This window comes from Pseudobacillus badius (genome assembly GCF_002189605.1).
GTDB classification, from domain to species: Bacteria; Bacillota; Bacilli; order Bacillales; family Domibacillaceae; genus Pseudobacillus; species Pseudobacillus badius.
Genome location: NZ_MWMM01000002.1, coordinates 531,753 through 550,184 on the forward strand (window position 1 = coordinate 531,753; position 18,432 = coordinate 550,184).

The 18,432-nt window shown below is 45.1% G+C and carries 16 protein-coding genes, 1 riboswitch and 1 other annotated feature (1 of these 18 cut by a window edge); of the genes, 5 read left to right on the plus strand and 11 right to left on the minus strand.

Annotation, left to right across the window (positions count from 1 at the left end):
* Positions 1-37 (minus strand) — a binding site (T-box leader); it reaches 202 nt to the left of the window's first position.
* 53 nt (positions 38-90) lie between these two features.
* Positions 91-819 (minus strand): oxygen-insensitive NADPH nitroreductase, encoded by a 729-nt coding sequence (gene nfsA / locus B1A98_RS05810; RefSeq protein ID WP_063385451.1) that lies wholly within the window; start codon positions 817-819, stop codon positions 91-93.
* Between the two features lie 211 nt (positions 820-1,030).
* Here nfsA and B1A98_RS05815 point away from each other — a divergent pair, with 211 nt between their 5' ends.
* From B1A98_RS05815 to B1A98_RS05825, 3 genes are all read left to right on the plus strand, one after another.
* On the plus strand, positions 1,031-1,222 hold the full coding sequence (locus B1A98_RS05815) for a hypothetical protein (protein ID WP_082028139.1): 192 nt from the start codon (positions 1,031-1,033) through the stop codon (positions 1,220-1,222).
* 298 nt (positions 1,223-1,520) lie between these two features.
* Positions 1,521-3,347, plus strand: coding sequence for an APC family permease (locus tag B1A98_RS05820; RefSeq protein ID WP_063385450.1), 1,827 nt, complete (start codon positions 1,521-1,523; stop codon positions 3,345-3,347).
* Positions 3,348-3,535: 188 nt separating this feature from the next.
* Positions 3,536-3,714, plus strand: a riboswitch (Lysine riboswitch).
* A 103-nt stretch (positions 3,715-3,817) separates the two neighbouring features.
* Complete coding sequence (locus tag B1A98_RS05825) at positions 3,818-5,263, plus strand: amino acid permease (protein WP_223661894.1); 1,446 nt, start codon at positions 3,818-3,820, stop codon at positions 5,261-5,263.
* 103 nt (positions 5,264-5,366) lie between these two features.
* Here B1A98_RS05825 and ysxE read toward each other — a convergent pair whose 3' ends face one another.
* The 8 genes from ysxE to hemA all read right to left on the minus strand — a co-directional run bounded on the left by ysxE (position 5,367) and on the right by hemA (position 14,134).
* Positions 5,367-6,356 carry a spore coat protein YsxE gene (gene ysxE / locus B1A98_RS05830; protein ID WP_041097542.1) on the minus strand — a complete coding sequence of 330 codons (990 nt, stop codon included), beginning with the start codon at positions 6,354-6,356 and terminating at the stop codon, positions 5,367-5,369.
* Positions 6,357-6,419: 63 nt separating this feature from the next.
* A complete protein-coding gene (spoVID, locus tag B1A98_RS05835) occupies positions 6,420-7,553 on the minus strand; it encodes a stage VI sporulation protein D (protein WP_063385448.1) in 1,134 nt (377 codons plus the stop codon).
* A gap of 373 nt (positions 7,554-7,926) precedes the next feature.
* Positions 7,927-9,216 (minus strand): glutamate-1-semialdehyde 2,1-aminomutase, encoded by a 1,290-nt coding sequence (gene hemL / locus B1A98_RS05840; RefSeq protein WP_063385447.1) that lies wholly within the window; start codon positions 9,214-9,216, stop codon positions 7,927-7,929.
* A gap of 12 nt (positions 9,217-9,228) precedes the next feature.
* Complete coding sequence (hemB, locus tag B1A98_RS05845; RefSeq protein ID WP_063385446.1) at positions 9,229-10,206, minus strand: porphobilinogen synthase; 978 nt, start codon at positions 10,204-10,206, stop codon at positions 9,229-9,231.
* Positions 10,206-10,994, minus strand: a complete 789-nt coding sequence (locus tag B1A98_RS05850) for a uroporphyrinogen-III synthase (protein ID WP_063385445.1) — start codon at positions 10,992-10,994, stop codon at positions 10,206-10,208. Before B1A98_RS05850 ends, hemB begins: the two co-directional genes overlap by 1 nt.
* On the minus strand, positions 10,991-11,923 hold the full coding sequence (gene hemC, locus B1A98_RS05855) for a hydroxymethylbilane synthase (RefSeq protein ID WP_063385444.1): 933 nt from the start codon (positions 11,921-11,923) through the stop codon (positions 10,991-10,993). The genes B1A98_RS05850 and hemC overlap by 4 nt, the downstream gene beginning before the upstream one ends.
* 20 nt (positions 11,924-11,943) lie before the next feature.
* Positions 11,944-12,777, minus strand: a complete 834-nt coding sequence (locus B1A98_RS05860) for a cytochrome C assembly family protein (protein ID WP_041097554.1) — start codon at positions 12,775-12,777, stop codon at positions 11,944-11,946.
* A gap of 13 nt (positions 12,778-12,790) precedes the next feature.
* Positions 12,791-14,134: a glutamyl-tRNA reductase gene (gene hemA / locus B1A98_RS05865; RefSeq protein WP_063385443.1), complete on the minus strand. Its 1,344-nt coding sequence runs from the start codon at positions 14,132-14,134 to the stop codon at positions 12,791-12,793.
* Positions 14,135-14,318: 184 nt separating this feature from the next.
* Between hemA and B1A98_RS05870 the strand changes: the two genes are divergently transcribed.
* Positions 14,319-14,804 carry a LiaI-LiaF-like domain-containing protein gene (locus B1A98_RS05870; RefSeq protein WP_041097558.1) on the plus strand — a complete coding sequence of 162 codons (486 nt, stop codon included), beginning with the start codon at positions 14,319-14,321 and terminating at the stop codon, positions 14,802-14,804.
* A gap of 14 nt (positions 14,805-14,818) precedes the next feature.
* Positions 14,819-15,307, plus strand: coding sequence for a DUF2062 domain-containing protein (locus tag B1A98_RS05875; protein ID WP_041097560.1), 489 nt, complete (start codon positions 14,819-14,821; stop codon positions 15,305-15,307).
* A gap of 200 nt (positions 15,308-15,507) precedes the next feature.
* Here B1A98_RS05875 and yihA read toward each other — a convergent pair whose 3' ends face one another.
* Positions 15,508-16,092 carry a ribosome biogenesis GTP-binding protein YihA/YsxC gene (gene yihA, locus B1A98_RS05880; protein ID WP_063385442.1) on the minus strand — a complete coding sequence of 195 codons (585 nt, stop codon included), beginning with the start codon at positions 16,090-16,092 and terminating at the stop codon, positions 15,508-15,510.
* Entirely contained in the window at positions 16,082-18,412 is a 2,331-nt protein-coding gene (gene lon / locus B1A98_RS05885; RefSeq protein WP_063385840.1) for an endopeptidase La, read from the minus strand. Before lon ends, yihA begins: the two co-directional genes overlap by 11 nt.
* Positions 18,413-18,432: the final 20 nt, after the last annotated feature.

Genomic DNA, 18,432 nt, shown 5'->3' on the forward strand with positions numbered 1-18,432 from the left:
GCCTCATCTCTGTACTCTTCCCGATCTTCGCTTTTCATTATCATTCATAATATTAGCTGAAAACAGGCAAAGGCGTCAATCTTTACCGAATTATTTTTTTATGAAACCTTTTGACTGCAAAAACTCCAGCATGTATGCACGCCGCGGCTCAGATAAAAAGGCAGCCATGCCGCCTGTCCATGCGGCATCCTTCTTATTCGTTGTACGGGCAGCATAATAATTGTGCATCTGTTTGTCGTATTCCGCCAGCAGTTGATCGTATTTTGCTTCATTATAAGTATCTTCATGCAAAACGGCCTCCAGCGGCAAACGGGGTTTGACTTCATTCGATTCAGCCGGCACGCCGACAGTCAAACCGAATAGCGGAATAACATAATCCGGCAATTCCAGCAATTCGCTAATCGCCTGCGGGTTGTTGCGTACCCCGCCGATATAACAAATGCCATATCCTTTTGATTCGGCGGCGACCACAAAGTTCTGGGCAAATAAAGCCGTATCAATGACCGCAACGAGCAGGTTCTCTGCCGTGCTTCCTTCAAAGCTTTTGCCGTGAAGAGTCACCGCTTTTTCCAGCCGCTTTAAATCCGCGCAAAAAACGAGCGGCAAGGCTGCCGATTCAAATTGCTGCTTATTCTTTGAAAGCTCGCCAAGCTTTTGCCGCTTTTCTTCATCTTTCACGCGTACAACAGAATAAGCTTGTACGAAGTGAGAGCTCGCCGCGTGCTGGGCAGCCTCCAGCAATTGATGAAACCTATCATCAGAAATAGGTTCATTTGTGTACTTGCGCACAGAGGCATGGGACATTAATACGTCAATCATATGATCCTTCCTTTCTTATTTTGCCATAGCAACATATATGTAAATGTTCGCTGTGTTCTTCTTTTAAACGTAAATCACCTTGCTCCGCCTGTCAACGTTCCTGACTTCAACTTACCGAATCACCTTCTCCTGTTCTCTGGCATACAATAAAAAAGAATCTTCATGGCAGGCGATGAATCCATGCCCATGAACCACAGGCAGGTGTAACATAATGCGAAGAAGATATAATCCTTACTCTTTACCCCCGTGGCTGCGGACAGTGCGGGCCGTCTGCTGTCAGCTGGCCGTTCCCTTTTGTATTTTCCAGGGAATACGGACGATCTTTTTTCCAACGACATTTGATGTCATCTTGCTTTCGATTTTAGTGCTTCTTGCCGTGGCCCTTTATTTGGAATGGTTTTAAAAGACGTCTTATAGCAGGCGTCTTTTTTATTTAGACGGCGCTTGGCAGTACATGAGAAAACAGTTGAATACAATAATGGCCCGACCGGCTAATCAGCAGCCTCCAACATGAAAAGATAGCTGTTTCTTGGAATCGCCAACGGTAAATAAGGGAACTCTATCACCAAGACCGCTACAGCCGGAAGAGGACGATCAGCGGCTTGGGATTCTTTTTTTACCATCACAGTGACGCTAAGCATTCTCTATTCAGGTTCTTTCGTCTTTACCATCACTGATTTACTTTTGCGGAGGTCTGCTTCATGCGCTATTCAATTATGAAAAAAGCTTTGATCGGAAAACCCCTGAAAACGAGTGAACTCGGGGAACAAAAACTAAGCAAGCTAAAGGCGCTTGCGATTTTATCATCAGATGCTCTTTCTTCCGTCGCTTACGGACCGGAACAAATTTTAATTGTTTTGTCTGCGATTGGCCTGATTGCCTTTTGGTACTCCCTCCCCATTGGCATCGGCGTGTTAGTCCTCCTGACTGCCTTGATTCTTTCATATCGGCAGATCATCCATGCTTATCCTCATGGCGGAGGAGCTTATATCGTCTCCAGAAGCAATCTTGGAGAAAATGCCGGGCTCATTGCTGGAGGCTCCTTGTTAGTAGACTACATTTTAACTGTTGCTGTCAGTGTATCGGCCGGAACCGATGCTTTAACATCTGCTTTTCCGGAACTGCACGGCCACAATGTCATCATCGCGTCTTTATTAGTTGTTTTCATCACCGTTTTAAATTTAAGAGGAGTCACAGAATCCGCTTCTATTCTTGCTTACCCGGTGTATTTGTTCGTCTTGGCCTTGCTTATTCTATCAGCAGCAGGCGTATGGCAGATTATCAGCGGGCAAGTGCCGGCTGACTTGCACTCGCCGATCGGAACGGCCGTGCCGGGCATCAGTTTGTTTTTATTGCTCCGGGCTTTTTCATCCGGCTGTTCCGCCCTTACCGGCGTTGAGGCTGTGTCCAATGCAGTGCCTAATTTTAAAGAACCAGCCGCCAAAAACGCGGCTAATACTTTAGTAATGATGGGCGTGCTTTTAGCCATGCTTTTCTCGGGCATCATGTTTTTAGCCTATTGGCTGGGAATTACCCCAAAAGCTGAAGAAACCGTGGTCTCGCAAATTGCCTCTCAGGTATTTGGGAGAAATATTATGTATTACTTCGTCCAAGGAACGACAGCGCTCATTTTAGTGCTGGCTGCCAACACCGGTTTTTCCGCATTTCCCCTGCTTGCTGTTAATTTAGCAACGGATAAATACATTCCGCGCATGTTTCTGATGCGGGGGGACCGGCTCGGCTATTCAAACGGCATCGTCACCCTTGGAATCATGTCTATTTTGCTTATCATTGCCTTTGGCGGCGAAACAGAACAGCTTATTCCATTATATGCAGTCGGTGTCTTCATCCCTTTCACCCTGTCACAATCGGGAATGATTGTCCGCTGGCTGAGAGAAAGGCCTCCAGGGTGGACACGTAAATTAATCATTAATTTGATCGGCGCATTAATTAGTTTGACAGTGGTCATTATCTTCTTCTCCACTAAATTCTCTCAAGTGTGGCCGGTTCTTATTTTTTTGCCGATTATTATTTGGATGTTTCATCGAGTTAAAAAGCATTACGAGGCAACCGGAGAACAATTGAGGATGAAAGCCGGCGAGGAAGCTTTACGGTTCAAAGGAAACGTCGTCATTGTTCCAGTTGCGGGAATAACAAAAGTCGTTGAACAGTCGTTACACTATGCCGAACTAATCGGCGACACAGTGATTGCTGTTCATGTTGCCTTCGACCGTGAAAGCGAGAAGCGAATGGAGGAAAGGTGGGAAAAGTGGAAGCCCAACATCCGGCTTGTCACTCTTCACTCCCAATACAGAAGTTTAATGAGGCCTCTTGCACGATTCATTGACCTAGCTGTAGAGAAAGCAAATGAAAAGGAGCATACACTCACCGTGCTCATTCCCCAATTTATTACGAAAAAAAGATGGCAGGATATCCTTCATAATCAATCGGGGCTGCGCTTAAGGGTTTATCTTCTTTACCAGAAGAACGTGATTGTTACGACAGTTCCTTATCGGTTTAAGAAATGAGCCGCTGCATCATCTTTCAACCAGGCGGAACGGAGCGAACAGGGGAGCCTGTTCATTTCGTTCTGCCTGTTCCTTGCTCCAGGTGGACAAGCAGATACACAGGCTAAAAGCCTGGAGGAAAAATTAACCATTGCCAGATTGATAGGAATTGTCTATAATTTTAGTGTCAATTAAATATTCCCATTTACCGATGGGATAGAGGCTGCAGTTTATATGAGTAAAGCGGACGAGAAGCAATGACATCTGTGACTCCGCTCGAAAGGATACACTGCCGAAGTATGGACCGGTCATTGTCTGTTCATGCTGGGGATGTTTCCGAACAGGGGCATCACTGTCGCGTTATTTAACGTGGAGGGCTATCTTCGGAAGGATTAAACGGACTCGTTCACAGCCGTCGATCTTCTTCGACGGCTGTTTTTATTTGCCCTTAACTTGACTCAATCTTACATCACGAAAAGGAGTGCAGATTATTGAGTAATACAGAAACATCCAACCCGACTCAACTGAAAAGGACTTTGAAAGCGCGCCATTTAACGATGATTTCGCTTGGAGGATCAATCGGGACAGGCATATTTTTAGCGAGCGGCGGAGCGATTCACACTGCCGGTCCTGGAGGGGCGCTGCTCGCTTATGCCGCAATTGGGTTAATGGTTTATTTCTTAATGACGAGCTTGGCAGAAATGGCGGCTTATATGCCGGTAGCCGGTTCTTTTAAAGTCTATGCTTCAAAATTTGTAGATCCAGCTCTCGGCTTTGCCATTGGCTGGAATTATTGGTACAACTGGGCCATTACAATTGCGGCAGAGCTTGCTGCTGTTGTACTGATTATGAAGTTTTGGTTCCCTGACAGCCCTTCCGTGATTTGGAGCGGCCTTGCCCTTCTCATTATGTTCGGCTTAAATTACCTGTCTGTAAAAGGATTTGGAGAAGCAGAGTTTTGGTTTTCACTCATTAAAGTTGTTACAGTCATTATCTTTATTATCACAGGAATAATGATGATTTTCGGCATTATGGGAGGAGAAGCGATCGGCTTTAAAAACTTTACCCTGCAAGATGCTCCTTTCAATGGCGGATTCCTAGCTATTTTAGGTGTGTTCATGGCCGCCGGCTTTTCTTTTCAAGGTACGGAGCTCCTCGGAGTAGCCGCCGGAGAAAGCGAAGATCCGGAGAAAACTATCCCTAAAGCCATCAATACTGTGTTCTGGCGGATTTTACTCTTTTATATTCTGGCGATTCTTGTTATCGGATTGATTCTTCCCTATACAGATGAACGTCTGTTAAGTGATTCGGTGTCTGTCAGTCCATTTACACTTGTTTTTGAGCGGGCCGGCTTCGCATTTGCTGCTTCTGTTATGAATGCGATTATTCTTACCGCTGTTCTGTCCGCAGGAAACTCAGGTATGTATGCCTCTACCCGTATGCTGTGGGATTTAGCCCGCGACGGACAAGCTCCTAAGTTTTTGGCGCGTCTCGATAAGAGAGGGGTTCCGGTCAATGCGCTTATTTTTACTGCATTAGTCGGCTCCTTGGCATTCTTGACCACCTTTTTTGGAGACGGGGTTGTCTATGTCTGGCTGTTAAATGCTTCAGGAATGGCTGGATTTGTCACATGGCTGGGGATCGCTATTAGCCACTACCGTTTCCGCAGAGCCTTTATTGCTCAAGGCGGGGACATTCATACGCTTCCTTATCGTGCGAAGTGGTTTCCAATTGGGCCATTGCTAGCCTTGATTCTATGTACGTTCATTATCTTAGGACAAAATTTCCCGGCATTCATCGGTGGCAACATTGATTGGAACGGGGTGCTCGTTTCTTACATCGGCCTTCCTTTATTCCTTGCCTTTTGGCTCGTTTATAAAATCAAACACAAGACTAAGGTCATTCCTTTGGAAGAATGCGATCTTAGCAAAGAATAATGATCGGCACTTAAAGCATGGCAGCTGAAGAAAATCGTTTTCTTCAGCTGCTTATTTGTTTATTGGCATCGTCTGCATAAAGGCCAGCAGCCGGCAAGACCATTCAATACATATCTTCTCCATTTTCCTTCAGCTCTGTTACAAAATATTCAATATTCTTCAGCTGCCAATAATTTTGCTGAAGCCTGCGCGTATAGTGATATTCATTTTGCTTCCGCTGGCCTGAAAAGTAAGCCGCAGCCGTTTCATACGTTGCTCCTGGATAAGCGATATAACTCTGAAACAAGAGCCTCTCCCCCTTTTTCAACGGAAAAAAACTAGTGTAACGGTTGAACAAATCTTTCGCTAAAGCTGATCTTTCGGGATAGCCATCGAGCGTGTGTACAAAATACGGGATTAAATCATGAATGGGCGTTGCTCTCCGGGATTGCTCTAAATTAATAAAATACCCGCCTCCTTGATCCATAAGAAAGTGCCCTGGATCGAGCTTTCCGTGAATTTGGACGGTTCTCTCCTTCTCCTCTTCTTCCGTCGCCTCCTTCCAAGCTTTTAATTTTTCTTTGGCATAGAAGAAGGCCTGGCGGATATCCGTATAGTAAAGGCAGAATAACAATTGAAATGGCGACATATACACCTCTTTTTCCGAAAGCTCAAGAAATTGCTCTAAATGCTCTTCTTGTCTTTCCCACAAGTTCTTCGTCCGTTCATACTGCTCAATTCTGGCTTGCTTTGATACAGGCACGTCTGCGGACGAAACAAGATGCAGTCTGGCCGTCTCCCGCACCATTTTTTGTTCCATCTCTGTCACCTTTTGTCCGCCGCTTTCAATCCAGGGCATCAAGTAATAAATATATGAACCATCTAAAACCCCGTAGCGTCCATCCAAAGTAGGGTAAACCGGAACAAATCGGTGATATCCCGCCTGGTAAAGTTTTTGTATATGAAATAAGAAGTCCATCCCTTGGGCAGAAGGAATTCTTTTTAAAGCAAACGTCCCTTTATCCGTCAAACCTTTTTGCACATGGCCGATTGTCTCTATATGCACGGGGGTTAATCCATAGCTTTTCCAAATAGTTGAATAGGGCTGTTCCACTTTCTTCACCCGCTTTATAAAAAAATAAGGCTGTCCCAACTTTAATCGGGAACAGCCGGATCATCAACGAGTCTTCGGTATATAGAGCGCTTGACCTTCCTCAATGCTTTGGCTGGTCTCTAATTTATTTTCCCGGACTAAGTCAGCCACTGGCAATTCATATCGTTCAGCAATTTTCTGCAAGGTGTCCTCTCTTTGAACAAGACACACTTTCCATGTTACAGCCTCTTCGGACTCTTTCCTTGCGAAAAAGTCGGCTAGAGACATCGTTTCCGTTTTCTTTAGGCCAAATGGCTTCTTCTTTTTCTTCTCTTCCGGTTCTTTAGGCGGCGATTCATTCATGTGTGAGGATTCAGAGGAGGAAGACTCCATCGACTCAGACACATTCGGTGATTCATGAACAGGAGCCGGTTTCAGCTCAGACGATTCCATCAAGTGCTTGTTTTCTTCATTTGCTGCTGGATGATTCTTCATATTTACCGGTGCATTAGGAGGAGGCTCCTGTTGTTTTTCTTTTCTTTGCTCTTCTAACTGAATAAACGGATTTTCCTCTTCTTCCAGCACCCCCGGCTGCCTTTTCACTTCTACAGAAAAATCAGCCTCTCGTTCTTTTCCTTCCAGACCTTCTGCCGGCTGGACATCAAGCTTTAAAATCGAAAACTCCGGTTCTTCTTCTTTGTCCTTTTTCCTTATGCCTTCCGCTTGCTCTTCCTCTGCGGCTGGCCATTCTTCAACTTCTTCATTCACTGGCGTTCTTTCCACTTCTGCCTCTTCCTCCATCACCCCGGAGATAGATAAATCCACTGTTAATTTTAAGTTTGCTTTTTCAGGAAACTCATAATCAAACGAATCAATGTAAATTTCGACATCTTCCATTTTAGCGATTCGTGATTTCGGGATGGTTATATCAATTGGAAAGTGGTGAAAAAACTCACACTCATTATCGCCCCTCTCTAATACTTGCTGGACATATTTATAGGTATACGTATCCGCTTGTTCTGATTGATGTTGTCCCGAAGGTGAATATTCCCCAGAAAGTTCTAAGAAGCCATGCATTCGGATAAACTCATCTGCTTCCTCAGTTTGAATTTGAGGATCAAGAGAAATAGAATATAACTCTCCCACTTCCTGGCCATTAGTAAATCGTACGGTTTCTTCTAATGAAAATCGCAAATACGACAGATCTTGAGATGTCACTTTACTTCCTCCTTTCTAATCACTCGGCTTATACGATACAAGCAGGATAAATAAAGGCATGAAGCTGCCATTCATTTTCTTTCACAATTAATATGTATGACACTATTCATGAAAATATGAAAGATTGACTGATCAATTTAAAAGAGACGAAACACCTGTTGACTATGTACCGGTGAGGTTTAGCTGAATGACAAAAGGCGATTGGAAGGATCTTAGTCTGCCCCCTTTTTGATTTTCTTTGAATTGAACTGCTTTTCGAGAGCACACTCCTCCTCTGCAGGACAAAAAAGACGACAGGCAAACTCGAATTCTATCGAGTTTGCCTGTCGTCTGAAATCCGCCGGCTATGTGCCGGCGGGCTGGTCTCTCGCTTTTATTTCTTTAAGCGGCTGAACGCCTTTTCGGCAGCCGCAATCGTACGTTCGATATCCTCGTCTGTATGTGCGCTGGATAAGAACAATCCTTCAAACTGAGACGGCGGCAAAAAGACACCTTCATTAGCCATCTCCCGATAATAATCGGCAAACAGTTCAAGATCAGCTGTTTTGGCTTTTTCATAGTTAGTGACTCGTTCATTAGTGAAGAACAAACCAATCATCGAACCCGCTCGGTTAAATGTAACTGGGATGCCGTGCTTATGCGCCGCTTCGCTTAATCCTTCCTCTAGGCGATCCGCCTTGCGTCCAAACTCCTCATACATGTCCGGTGTCAATTGACGGAGCGTTTCCAATCCAGCCGCCATGGCCATTGGATTTCCGGAAAGTGTACCTGCTTGGTAAATCGGACCGCTTGGGGCAATTTGGTTCATAATGTCCGCTCGGCCGCCATAAGCGCCAACTGGCAGCCCGCCGCCAATTACCTTGCCAAGACAAGTAAGATCCGGCGTAATGCCAAAGAATCCTTGAGCGCAGTTATAGCCGACACGGAAGCCTGTCATGACCTCATCAAAAATAAGGAGGGCACCGTACTCGCTTGTTACTTCACGCAATCCTTCTAGGAAACCTGGCAGAGGCGGCACGACTCCCATATTGCCGGCAACAGGCTCGACAATCACACAAGCAATGTCATCGCCAAATTGCTCAAAAGCGTACTTTACGCCCTCAAGGTCATTATAAGGAACGGTAATTGTATTTTTCGCTACGCTCTCTGGCACACCTGGGCTATCAGGCAATCCAAGCGTGGCTACACCAGATCCTGCCTTGATCAGGAGCGAGTCTCCGTGGCCATGATAACAGCCTTCAAACTTCACTATTTTACTGCGCCCGGTAAATCCGCGTGCCAAGCGAAGAGCACTCATCGTTGCCTCTGTGCCGGATGATACCATCCGAACGACTTCAATAGACGGAACCCGTTCGATCACAAGCTTCGCTAATTCATTTTCAATCAAAGTGGAAGCACCAAAGCTTGTCCCGGTCTCTGCTGTCTTTTTTAAAGCTTCAACAACTTGATCATTCGCATGTCCTAAAATAAGCGGTCCCCATGACAAGACATAGTCGATGTATTCATTACCGTCAATGTCCCAAATTTTAGAGCCTTTTCCCCGCTCCATAAAGATAGGGTCCATGTTGACAGATTTAAAGGCACGAACCGGGCTGTTGACGCCCCCTGGCATTAACTGTACGGCTTCTTGAAAAGCCTGCTTTGATTTTTCGTAAGAACGCATAAAAAGACCTCCTTATTTTTCACTCAGCCAGCGGGCTGCATCTTTAGCAAAATACGTAATAATTAAGTCCGCTCCTGCCCGTTTCATGCTGATCAGCTTTTCCATAACAATGGCCTTTTCGTCGATCCAGCCATTTTGGGCTGCTGCTTTCACCATGGAATATTCGCCGCTTACGTTATAAGCCACAATCGGCAATGTAAATTCATTTCTCATATCACGGACAATATCTAAATAAGAAAGTGCTGGTTTCACAATAAGGAAATCTGCTCCTTCTTCCACATCAGACTCCGCCTCACGGAAGGCTTCCAGCCGGTTCGCAGGGTCCATCTGATACGTTTTGCGATCACCGAACTGCGGAGTGGATTCTGCTGCGTCACGGAAAGGCCCGTAAAAGCTGGAAGAATACTTCACTGCATAGGACATGATCGGCACATCTGTAAAGCCGGCTTCATCCAATCCGTGGCGGATCGCAGTAACAAATCCGTCCATCATGTTAGATGGAGCGATAATATCAGCGCCTGCTTCTGCTTGGCTCACCGCTGTTTGAACCAGCAAGTTCAATGATGGATCATTCAGCACCTTGCTGCCTTCTACAACCCCACAATGGCCGTGGTCGGTATACTCGCACAAACAGGTATCAGCAACAACGATCATTTCCGGATAATGGTCTTTAATAAAGCGGGTCGCTTGCTGCACAATGCCGTGATTATGATAAGCGCCCGTTCCTTCAGCATCTTTATCAGCCGGCACGCCAAATAAAATGACCGACTTTAAACCAAGTGAGACAATTTCATCCATTTCTGCTTTTAAGCGGTCCATTGATAAGTGAAAGACACCTGGCATAGAAGGCACTTCATTTTTAATATTTTCCCCTTCTACAATAAACAACGGATAAATAAAGTCTTCCTTGTGAAGATAAGTTTCCCGCACAAGCGCGCGCATATTAGCAGATTGACGCAGGCGGCGATGACGTTTAAATTGCAGTTCCATTAGTCTTCTTCCTTTCTGAAATAGCGGGCAATCGCCTCTGCCAGCGATTCGCTCGTATAAACCTCCGGGCAAATCTGGGTATGAAGGCCAAAACGGTCCGCTTCTTTTTTCGTTACAGGACCAATACAGGCTACAACAGAGTCCTGTAATGTATGAATATTCGCTTCTTCTGCCGCTTTCATGAAGTGACGGACAGCTGAAGGGCTCGTAAAGGTAAGGACGTCTGTCTGATTGGATGTCAATAAATCCATTACGTGCCGTTTTTCCTCTTCAGGAAAATAGGTTTCGTATACTATCCATTCATCCGCCATCATTCCTTTTGCTCTCAAAGCATCAGCAATCGCTGTTCTGGCAAGATTCCCCTTAGGAATTAATACCTTCTCCGCCTTGAAATGACCGCGGCTGATTTCCTCCGCAAACTGATCAGCAGAGAACTTTTCCGGAATATACTCCGCATGAAATCCATAGCTTTGCAGCACCTCTGCCGTTTTCGTGCCGATGGCTGCAAAGCGGCTTTTTATGACAGTGTTGTAGTCGATCCCTTTTTCCTTCAACTGCTGAAAAAAGAAATCGACACCGTTTTTACTCGTTACAATAATCCAGTCGTATGTAGGCAATTGCTGCAGCCTTTTCGTTTCCTGCCCGTCAGAAAAGGAACGAAACGCAAGCATGGGAACGAAATGGACCATTCCTCCAGCTGCTTCTATTTTATCAATAAATGAGGCTGCTTGTCCTCTTGGACGGGTCACTACTATATGCTTGCCTGAAAGCGGCTGGCTGGACGTCATTGTCCATCCAGCTCCGCTTTCACCGTCTCAATTAATTCTTTTGCGCCGCGCTCTGAAAGCAATGCTGCTGCTTTCACACCTACAGCTTTCGGCTCTGTGCCTCTTACAGTTTCTTTATAAATCGTTTTTCCATCCGGTGAAGCAACGAGAGCAGTCAGTACCGTTTCTTCTCCGTCCGCTGCAGCGAATCCGGCGATAGGCACTTGGCAGCCGCCTTCCATTTGATGAAGAAAAGCCCGCTCTGCCGTTACCGTTTTCACCGTTTCCTCGTTGGAAAAAGCAGCAAGCAATTCAAGCAGCTCTTCATCGTCCTCCCGGCATTCAATAGCAAGCGCTCCCTGGCCTACTGCCGGCAAACAAAGCTCCGGCTCCAAAAACTCTGTGACAACGTCAGAAGCCCAGCCCATGCGTGATAATCCGGCAGCAGCCAAAATAATTGCATCGTATTCTTCAGTCTCCAGTTTTGCAAGCCGCGTATCAATGTTGCCGCGAATCCATTTAATCTCCAGATCCGGGCGAACAGCTAAAATTTGGGCGCTGCGGCGCAGACTGCTTGTGCCGACAACTGATCCGGCTGGCATATCCTTGAGTTTTACATGGTTTTTAGAAATAAACGCATCACGATGATCTTCCCGCACAGGGATACAGCCGATCGTTAACCCTTCTGGCAGCTCAGCAGGCATGTCTTTCATGCTGTGGACAGCCATATCGATTTCTTTATCATACATTGCCTGTTCAATTTCTTTCACAAACAAGCCTTTTCCGCCTACTTTAGACAGCGTAACATCCAAAATGCGGTCGCCTTTTGTGACAATCTCCTTGACTTCAAAATCATACTCTGGCTTGAGCTTTTTCAATTGGCTGATCACCCAGTTGGTTTGTGTTAAAGCCAATTTGCTTCGGCGGGAGCCGACAATAATTTTTCGCATAATATCCTCCTGCTTTGCTTTTAAGTGTACCAAAAGTGAAACGATGAAAATCGGCTCACCAAGAAAAAGTTAATTAAAATAATTAAAAAGGCAGCAGCATTTAACAATGCCAATGATTTGCCATAAAGCCCCTTGCGAACTTTCAAGTAAAGATAAATGCCGTAAATAATCAACAGAATAAAAGATGTGATAATTTTAGCGTCATACCAGCTGACATCCGGAAGTTTAATAAACTTCCAGATCACCCCAAGAATTAAGCTTAGCAACAGCATCGGCACGCCGACTGCATTTGATACATACGAGAATTTCGTCAGTTGCTCCAGATCACCAAGGCGCCATAGACGCTGGCTCCATTTCTTCATTTTCAGCAGCCGATACTGCAGCAAATAGAGTGCTGAAAAAATAAAAGAAAGAGAGAATGCTGCATACGACAAAATCGCCATCGTAATATGAATGAGCAGCAGTTCAGAAACAAGCCGTTCCGCCATCGCCTGCGATTCCATTTGTACGGGCGCAAAGGTGTGTATCGCCATAATCGCAAAGCCGATGATGTTGGTGAAGAAAACTGTAAAATCCATTCGCAGCAGCCGGTTAATGACCAATGACAGTGTAATTAAAATCCAAGCATAAAAATAAAGCCCTTCAAAAAGGGTGAGAACCGGAAACCGGCCGGTCTTGAACACATATAAAAACAAAAAAATTGTTTGAAGAACCCAAACAATCGATAAAGTCCAGAAGGCGACTTGATTCGCCTTCCGGTTCTGATTTAAAAAGTCGATAAAATACAGCATAACGCTGAGCGCATATAAAATTACCATCAATTCGTGGAGCCTGGCCATTCCTTGTTCAAACATCAAGTAACCCCGCTTACACTTGGAATAATGGCTTTGTCTGAACTTGCTGGATCGGACGTTCTGCTGTTTTCAGCTGCTTCTCTGCTTTCACTTCTTCTTCAATATTAAAAATTTGTGTAAACAAAGCCAGCTTTTCAGCCGAGCGTTTATCGCCAGCGAGTTCTTTCGCCTGTAAAATCGGATCCTTCAACAGCTGATTGATAATACTTTTTGTATGCTTATTCAATACTTTTCGTTCACGGTCCGTTAAGTTAGGCATTTTCCGCTCAATGCTGACCATCGTTTCCGCTTGAATAGCAAGTGCTTTTTGACGCAGAGCAGAAATCACCGGAACCACGCCAAGCATGTTGATCCACTCGTTAAAAGCGACAATCTCTGCTTCAATCATCAGTTCAATTTTTTCTGCAGCTTTCTGACGTTCGGCCAAATTCGCTTCTACAATGCCTTCTAAGTCGTCAATGTCATACAGAAACACACTTTCCAAATCGGAAATCGCTGGATCGAGATCGCGCGGCACAGCAATATCAACCATAAACAACGGTTTTCCTTTGCGCATTTTTTCAACGACTGCCATTCTTTCTTTTGTGATGACGTAATCGTTTGAACCTGTAGAGCTGATTAAAATGTCCGCTTCTACGAGAGCGCATTGCAGTTCAGCCAATGTTTTGGCATGGCCGTCAAATTTCTCGGCAAGCACCTCCGCTTTTTCAAACGTCCGGTTGACGACTGTCACCTTTGTTGCCCCGCTGCTATGAAGGTTCTGGATCGCCAGTTCCCCCATTTTTCCTGCACCGACAACGAGAACGTGCTTGCCGGCAAGATTCCCGAAAATCTTCTTGGCGAGCTCCACAGCGGCATAGCTGACAGACACTGCATTGGCTCCAATTTCTGTTTCCGCATGCGCTTTCTTAGCCAATGTGACAGCTTGCTTAAATAAATGGTTAAACACGGTGCCTGTAGCCCCGAGTTCCTGGCTTCTTAAAAAGCTTGAACGTACTTGTCCCAAAATTTGTGTTTCGCCCAGCACCATCGAATTTAAACCGCTTGTCACCTTTAATAAGTGCTCAACGGCCGCTTCCTGTTCATGAATAAATAGAAAAGGGGTGAACTCTTCCTTTTCCATTCCAAACCATTCAGCTAAAAAGTTTTTAATATAATAACGCCCTGTATGGAGCTGATCGACGACCGCATAAATTTCTGTCCGGTTGCAAGTGGAAAGAATCACATTTTCCAAAATGCTTTTTTGCTTACGGAGCTCTGACATGGCTTTTTCCAAGTCCGTGTCCTGAAAAGATAATCGTTCACGTATCTCCACTGGGGCTGTTTTGTAGTTTAGTCCCACCACAATAATATGCACGTTCTCAGCACCCCCATAAAAAATCTGTTACATTCATTATAACACGGAACAAATTTTCCTTATTCACAAATTGTGAACATATGCTAACATTAAAAACGATAAACCTGTTTAAACCCACTAGTTAGCGTATCAAAATAGGAACTAAGATTCAAGTTAGGAATATAGAAAGCGGGGAAACTATTTTATGAGGCAGCAGCGAATTTTTCCGGGAATTATTTTAATCGGATTTGGTTTATATTTCTTCTTGCAGCAAGCTGCTATCGTCTGGTTTCAGCCCTTCCTAAGCTGGCCAACGCTTTTCATTGTTATCGGCTTTGCCTTTTTGGCAGATGCCTACAGCGGCCGGGAAGGCAACAGTATCTTGCCCGGTGTTATTCTCACTGGATTCGGCATTCACTTTCATGTAGTCAACCATTTCGGCTTTTGGTCCAACGATACCGGGGTCTTTATTCTCATCATTGCATTAGGCTTCCTGCTTCAGTATCAAAAAACGAGAAACGGCCTGTTTCAAGGGTTGCTGTTTCTTATTCTTGCCATGATTACGCTGTTTTATGACAAAGTAATCGAATGGCTCGGCCTGCTTGAAAACCGGGCTCTTTCCCTTTGGCAGTTTTGGCCTGTCATTTTAATTGCCTTTGGCGGGTATTTGCTGTTTGTCAAAAAGAAATAAAGTGAGCGATTGTTATGATAAAGAAATTGAGCCGACAATTTAAATATATGCTGTTAAAATTTTTTAGAATTCGCAGCAGCGCCCATAGCATTTCTATCGGCTTTGCTTTGGGGGCTTCCATTAACTTTGTTCCCTCTTTCGGGATGGGGTTATTAATCTCTATTGCTTTTGCGAAGCTCTTTAGGGGAAATACGGTCGCTGCCTTTTTAGGCGGAGTGTCTTTAATGGGCATTTTCCCTTTTCTTTTTTACTTAAACTTGGTCACAGGACAGTTTGTGTATCCTTATGAACTTGGCGAAATGATTGAAAGTGCCGTGGAGGAGGCTGCTTCCTGGCAGGCAACTGCTGCGGCAGGGTTCTCAGTCGGGCGCACATTCATCATCGGCATGCTAATCAACATGATCTTGTTTATCGGGTCTTTTTACCTTGCTGTTTACGTCATTTTCAAACGTTATCAGAAGCAGATTTTACATCTTCTATATGTCAAATGGGTAAAGCAGTGATAAATAAAAAAACGGCCTCTTTCTCGCTAGAGCAGATCTAACGAGAAAGAGGCCGTTTTTGATGAATGGACATATAGGAACGTCTAGCATACTTCTAAGTTACTATACTTGCAGCCAACCGACATGGGACCGATGCCGCACCGGTCCCCGTCCTATAATTGGATCACCAGCTTTTTAATCAGCTGGCCAGCCATCCTCCTCTATTTCATTCTTTTGCGAATAACTCCCCAGGCTTCGTCTTTTCCTTGCCCTGTTTCGGAAGAGAAAACAACAATGTCATCTGCCGGGTTGAATTCAAGTTTTTCTTTCACTACTTTTAAGTGCTTCTGCCATTTGCCTTTCGGTATCTTATCCGCTTTAGTGGCAACGACAATGACCGGAATGTTGTAATGCTTTAAAAAGTGGTACATCATAACATCATCTTCCGTAGGAGGGTGTCTTAGGTCAACGATCAGCACACACGCTCGCAGCTGTTCTCTGGTCGTTAAATACGTTTCGATCATTTTGCCCCAAGATTCACGTTCTTTTTTGGACACTTTCGCAAAGCCATAACCGGGTACATCCACAAAATAAAGGGCTTCTTCAATTTTATAAAAATTAAGCGTCTGCGTCTTGCCCGGCTTGGAAGAGATGCGAGCCATGCTTTTGCGATGGATCATTTTATTAATAAAAGATGATTTTCCAACATTGGAGCGGCCGGCCAGCGCAAATTCCGGAAGAGAATCTTCCGGATATTGCGCCGGTTTGACCGCGCTAATAACGAGTTCTACTTGATTAACCTTCATAATTATCACCTGTCAGCGCTACTTTTAATACATCATCCATATGAGAAGCAAGAATAAATGTTAAATCGTTGCGCACGCTTTCTGGAACATCTTCAATATCTTTTTCATTATCCTCTGGTAAAATAATCGTTTTGAGCCCTGCTCGATGGGCGCCGAGTGATTTTTCCTTCACGCCGCCGATTGGCAGCACACGGCCGCGAAGAGTGATCTCTCCCGTCATCCCGACTTCCCGGCGAATCGGACGGGCTGTCAGTGCTGACACCAAAGCAGTAGCCATGGTAATGCCGGCAGATGGCCCGTCTTTCGGCACAGCGCCTTCCGGTACATGAATATGGATATCATATTTTTCGTGGAAATCTGATTCAATATCTAATTCTGCCGTCTTAGACCGGACATAACTGAAAGCAGCCTGAGCAGATTCTTTCATCACATCTCCAAGCTTCCCTGTTAAAATCAGCTTGCCTTTCCCCGGCGACAGCGACACTTCGATTTGCAGTGTGTCTCCGCCTGAAGCTGTATACGCAAGACCGTTCGCCACTCCGACCTGATCCACTGTTTCCGCTTGTCCATAGCGGAAAATGCGCTTGCCTAAAAACTCTTGCAGGTTCTTGCTTGTGATCACTACGCGCTTCTTCTCTGCAGAAACGATCATTTTGGCCGTCTTCCGGCAAACAGCTGCCAGTTGTCGTTCAAGACTGCGCACGCCAGCTTCCCGTGTATAATAACGGACAATATCCTGAATGGCATCGTCTCTTACTTGAAGCTGCGATTTTGTCAGCCCATGCTCCTTCACTTGCTTCGGCAGCAAATGAGATTTAGCAATATGAATCTTCTCCAGCTCTGTATAGCCGGCAATTGTAATAATTTCCATACGATCGCGCAGAGGACCTGGAATGGTGGCTAAATCATTAGCTGTTGCAATAAACATTACCTTCGACAAGTCGTATGTTTCTTCAATATAATGATCGCTGAAATTAAAATTTTGCTCCGGGTCGAGCACTTCCAGCATAGCTGAAGATGGATCTCCCCTGAAATCACTGGACATTTTGTCAATCTCGTCAAGCAAAAAGACGGGGTTCACCGTTCCTGCTTTTTTCATCCCTTGAATAATCCGTCCCGGCATTGCGCCGACATAGGTGCGCCGGTGTCCGCGAATCTCTGATTCATCACGCACGCCGCCGAGAGAAATCCGAACGAAATTCCTGCCAAGCGATTCAGCGATAGAACGTGCCAGCGATGTTTTCCCAACCCCTGGAGGTCCGGCAAGACATAAAATCGGACCTTTCAGTGATTCAGTCAGCTGCTGGACTGCTAAATATTCAAGCACACGCTCTTTTACTTTTTCCAATCCGTAATGGTCGCGATTCAAGATCGCCTCTGCTTTTTTAATGTTCAAGTCATCTTTGGTCGCGTTCGTCCATGGAAGCGTGACAAGCCATTCAAGATAATTGCGGATGACTGCGCTTTCTGCGGCGCTGGAAGGAATTTTTTCAAAGCGATTTAATTCTTTCAATGCCGTCTTTTTCACTTGTTCAGGCATGCCCGCTTCTTCAATTCGCTTGAGAAGCTCCTCAACCTCACCGGTCTTTCCTTCCTTTTCGCCCAGCTCCTGCTGAATGGCCTTCATTTGTTCGCGCAAAAAGTATTCTTTCTGTGTGCGCTCCATCGATGTTTTTACACGCTGGCCGATTTTCTTTTCCAAATTTAATACTTGCTTTTCATTGTTTAATAAATCAATGATGCGGTTCAGACGATCTTTAATATCAAAGGTTTCTAAAATCTCCTGCTTATCTTTCATTTTAATCGGCAGGTGAGAAGCAATGATATCAGCCAGCCTTCCCGGCTCATCAATATCTGCTACCGTGGAATAAGTTTCAGATGAAACCTTCTTGGACAGCTTGATATACTGTTCAAAATACTCTAAAAGCGTGCGCATCAGCGCTTCTGCTTCTAAATCTTTGACCGTATCGTCCTCCTGCACTTCCACTGTCGCTAAATAAAAGGTTTCCTTATCATCAAGCTGCTTCAGCACGGCCCGGTTCAGTCCCTCGACGAGCACGCGGATCGTTCCATTTGGCAGCTTCAGCATTTGCTTTACTTTCGTTAACGTTCCTGTTTCAAATAAATCCTCCTGCAAAGGATCGTCTATATTTGAATCTTTTTGCGTTGATAAAAAAATTAAATGGTTGTCCAGCATTGCTTGCTCCAATGCCTCAATTGAACGGTCGCGTCCGACGTCCAAATGCAGCACCATGGTAGGATACACTAACAATCCCCGCAGTGGCAGGAGGGGCACAGTGTGAACAGTTTGATTACTCATAAACATAACCTCCATCACTT

What these genes read in the sequence shown, in the direction of transcription:
- B1A98_RS05815 (WP_082028139.1), top strand. Translation starts at nt 1,031, where the DNA reads ATGCGAAGAAGATATAATCCTTACTCTTTACCCCCGTGGCTGCGGACA.
- B1A98_RS05820 (WP_063385450.1), top strand. Translation starts at nt 1,521, where the DNA reads ATGCGCTATTCAATTATGAAAAAAGCTTTGATCGGAAAACCCCTGAAA.
- hemC (WP_063385444.1), bottom strand. Translation starts at nt 11,923, where the DNA reads ATGCGAAAAATTATTGTCGGCTCCCGCCGAAGCAAATTGGCTTTAACA.
- B1A98_RS05860 (WP_041097554.1), bottom strand. Translation starts at nt 12,777, where the DNA reads ATGTTTGAACAAGGAATGGCCAGGCTCCACGAATTGATGGTAATTTTA.
- nfsA (WP_063385451.1), bottom strand. Translation starts at nt 819, where the DNA reads ATGATTGACGTATTAATGTCCCATGCCTCTGTGCGCAAGTACACAAAT.
- B1A98_RS05875 (WP_041097560.1), top strand. Translation starts at nt 14,819, where the DNA reads ATGATAAAGAAATTGAGCCGACAATTTAAATATATGCTGTTAAAATTT.
- yihA (WP_063385442.1), bottom strand. Translation starts at nt 16,092, where the DNA reads ATGAAGGTTAATCAAGTAGAACTCGTTATTAGCGCGGTCAAACCGGCG.
- hemB (WP_063385446.1), bottom strand. Translation starts at nt 10,206, where the DNA reads ATGGAACTGCAATTTAAACGTCATCGCCGCCTGCGTCAATCTGCTAAT.
- lon (WP_063385840.1), bottom strand. Translation starts at nt 18,412, where the DNA reads ATGAGTAATCAAACTGTTCACACTGTGCCCCTCCTGCCACTGCGGGGA.
- hemL (WP_063385447.1), bottom strand. Translation starts at nt 9,216, where the DNA reads ATGCGTTCTTACGAAAAATCAAAGCAGGCTTTTCAAGAAGCCGTACAG.
- B1A98_RS05850 (WP_063385445.1), bottom strand. Translation starts at nt 10,994, where the DNA reads ATGACGTCCAGCCAGCCGCTTTCAGGCAAGCATATAGTAGTGACCCGT.
- B1A98_RS05870 (WP_041097558.1), top strand. Translation starts at nt 14,319, where the DNA reads ATGAGGCAGCAGCGAATTTTTCCGGGAATTATTTTAATCGGATTTGGT.